This is a genomic window from Hyphomicrobiales bacterium (assembly GCA_030688605.1).
Classification (GTDB): Bacteria; Pseudomonadota; Alphaproteobacteria; order Rhizobiales; family NORP267; genus JAUYJB01.
In genome coordinates this window covers 1-2,939 of record JAUYJB010000095.1, presented here as the reverse complement: position 1 = coordinate 2,939, position 2,939 = coordinate 1, and the positions used below count along the sequence as shown (strand labels likewise).

The window sequence follows — 2,939 nt, the reverse complement described above, 5'->3', positions numbered from 1 at the left end:
TCGCGTTCTCGCCAGCCGAGCTTACAGATATCCTCAAGCATCCAGCACGCCAGCTTGGTGCGCCACCATCCCGGCGTGCGCAGGCCGGTCGAATGAACGCGGCGGGTATTTCGGTATTCTATGGTGCTCAGGATCTAGATACTTGTGTCGCGGAGGTCCGCGCACCTGTCGGCAGTTCTGTAATCTTGGGACGGTTCGAGTTTGTTCGGCCGGTTCGTTTGCTTGATCTTGATGCTCTGGCCGAAATCTATGTCAAAGCCAGTCACTTTGATCCTGACTTCCGAGAGCTTAGAGGCCGCGCAGCATTTTTAAGCCACCTAGCACGGACGATCAGTCGGCCAGTGATGCCGAGCGATGAGACCTTCGAATATTTACCCACCCAAGTAGTTTCCGAATATCTAGCGACCCGCGGGAAGCCGCCGGTGGATGGCATGCTGTTCCGATCATCTCAGACCGGAGGGAAAGGTCGTAATCTTGTTATGTTCAACCATGCCAGCGTGGCGGAGCAAGATGATATTCCACCCAACACGGAGATTGACGTTTATATGGACTCCGGTCCGCCGGATGATCCCGACACGTCGATCACGGTGTTCGAGAATCTGCCGCCTGAAAAGCCGCCAAAGGAGAAAGAAGGACGCGAAAATCTGTTCGGTGTTCCGTTTCTACCAATCGACCCCCATCCCTCCATTGGTGATGGCGAAGCGTGGCTGGCCAAACGGGAGCCAACTTTGCGCCTCAATAACGACAGCGTGCGCGTTCTTCAAATCGACGCCGTCCATAATCGTTGGCATGAGAGAAACGTACAGCGGCTTAGAGTATTTAAAGACAAGAAACACTCCTTCTGAATTAATCGGCACGCAAACACTTCGCGGTACGTCGGCATGCGCTCGCTGTCCCAGCCTCAGATCAATAAAGCGATTTCGACCTGCCGAAGTTGGGCCGATTTTGCCCGTGCGGCGGACCGGCAAACAACAACCAAAGCCAAAGGCGATCTTTTCGAGCGGTTGGGTGAACACCCTTGCCATGATGGAAAGCTTCCTGGGCATCCTTTTCCTCTTCCTGATCGGCTTGGCGCTCCGCAACCGGTTCCGGATTTGAGCGATGATGAGAGGGGAGCCCACTGGCGCGATCAACCCTTGATCTGCCGCCGCGACGTGCCCATTTAAGCATCATGGATCCTAAACACGGTACCGTTTTTGGCGTCAGCGTGATGGTCGCCGGCGGGTTGATCGTCAACGCGGTCGACGCGGCCATTCACCCATTGGGCGACCCGCCGATCGCCCTGGCGGGCCTGCCCATCAATTCGACCGTGTCGACGCTGCATAACGTGCCGATCGGTGCCGACGCCGTCACCGGCCAGGAATACCGCGGACCTCTATTCGACGTCCGCCCGGGCAGTAACTTACGGCAGCCTTAAAGCTTCTTAATTCCCTCGCGTGACGGCTGTTTGACCGGAACCCGCGCCATGGTGGGCTTGTCGGAATGTGATCCGTAGATGCAAACCCATAAATTGCCGCCGTCCCTTAGTGAATGAAGTTTGTCATCATAGCGTATCAAGCCTGTCCACCTGGCATTGGGGCCAATTTCTTGTGGTAAATTCGGTGCACTGCCAGGTGGTTGCGGATTAGGCACGATCGCAGCATAATCTTGCTGCATTCGAAAGTGCTTCCATCGGGAGGAGAATGTCATCAATGCGAGAGTAGTTATCGTTGTCGGAGCGCTGCCTCTATTAACAACAAACACCCCCAAATAGTCCGCGTTGTCGTCTTTTATACCTCCGGCAAGCTGTGCATCGGCCATGACGCTAATTGTGAGCCGCACGCCGGACTCAAACCAACGCCTAACCTCCAAGGCTAGTGCGCCACTTGCGATGAACACCGCAAAAATTGCAATCCAGCCAGAACTGATCATCCCAACAATTTTCCCTTTAATGGCTTACTATTCATTGGAGTCCTCTTCCTCCCGGCGGCCTGTCGGACAGCAGAGTGTCAATTGCCTTCAGTATCCGTTTCCATACGGCCTGGCCTTCCATGTCGCCGGCCTCCAGGAGCGCGTCGGCGCGCATGGCGGCATGGATCGATGCGTCCTCACCGTGTTGCTTAAGGAGTTCTTTGGCGCTCCGATAGATGTCGATGTCTTCAGGCACAGACCCACTAACCCCGTTTGCTCAATAGCGCGCGCTCACGTAGCAGTTCGGCCGCCATCGTTCGGACTTCGTATTCCGAGTACTCTTCGCCGCTCTCCAAGATCTCGCCCGCCCGTCCGATGGTTGCATGCACGGGATATGTGCCTTCCTCGGGGTTCTCGTATCGATAGGTTGAAAAGGTTGCCCCAGTGGGTCGATGGACGACCAAAATGTCGCTTCTGAATTCGAACTGATCGCGTGTAGCCTTCGTCATGGTTTTGCAAGACTCCCGTCCTTTGCATCGGTCACGCAGATGTTATCCATCGCTGAGCAGCGCGATGCACACAGGAACGTCGTTCTTGACGCTGTTGACGCGGGTCGAGACGGCGACCATGACCATGCGCACCGCGGGGAAGGGCTTGAGCAATTCGACCGCCCGCTCGGACGGCCAGCCGTCGACGTCGAGCCAGGCCTCGAAGCGATCGGGCGACAGCATCACCGGCATCCGATCGTGGATCGGCTTCAAGGCCGCGTTGGCTTCGGTGGTGACGATGGTGCAGGACTGGACGGGTTCTTTTCCCGTCGCGGCCCACCGCTCCCACAGGCCGGCGAAGGCGAAGGGCTCATCGTCCTTGGCGGTGATGTAGTAAGGCTGCTTCGGCCCCTTCGGCTGTTTTTGCCATTCGAAGAAGCCGTCGGCGACGATCAGGCAGCGGCGCTTGGCGAGCGCGTTCCTGAACGACGGCTTTTCGGCGACTGTTTCGGCCCGGGCGTTGATCATCCTCGAGCCGATGCCCGGGTCCTTGGCCCACGA

General features: G+C 57.1%; 5 protein-coding genes. 3 read left to right on the top strand and 2 right to left on the bottom strand.

The features are described from left to right. The 3 genes from Q8P46_10490 to Q8P46_10480 all read left to right on the top strand — a co-directional run. A partial coding sequence (locus tag Q8P46_10490) for an RES family NAD+ phosphorylase (protein ID MDP2620585.1) occupies positions 1 to 845 on the top strand: 845 nt, incomplete at its 5' end. 106 nt (positions 846 to 951) lie between these two features. Beyond that, positions 952 to 1,098: a hypothetical protein gene (locus Q8P46_10485; protein MDP2620584.1), complete on the top strand. Its 147-nt coding sequence runs from the start codon at positions 952 to 954 to the stop codon at positions 1,096 to 1,098. Between the two features lie 73 nt (positions 1,099 to 1,171). Then, positions 1,172 to 1,417: a hypothetical protein gene (locus tag Q8P46_10480; GenBank protein ID MDP2620583.1), complete on the top strand. Its 246-nt coding sequence runs from the start codon at positions 1,172 to 1,174 to the stop codon at positions 1,415 to 1,417. Here Q8P46_10480 and Q8P46_10475 read toward each other — a convergent pair. Together Q8P46_10475 and Q8P46_10470 are read right to left on the bottom strand one after the other, a co-directional pair. Beyond that, positions 1,414 to 1,911 (bottom strand): hypothetical protein, encoded by a 498-nt coding sequence (locus Q8P46_10475; protein MDP2620582.1) that lies wholly within the window; start codon positions 1,909 to 1,911, stop codon positions 1,414 to 1,416. The genes Q8P46_10480 and Q8P46_10475 overlap by 4 nt on opposite strands. Positions 1,912 to 2,441: 530 nt before the next feature. Continuing rightward, positions 2,442 to 2,939: SOS response-associated peptidase (locus Q8P46_10470; protein ID MDP2620581.1), on the bottom strand; the 498-nt coding region annotated here is incomplete at its 5' end.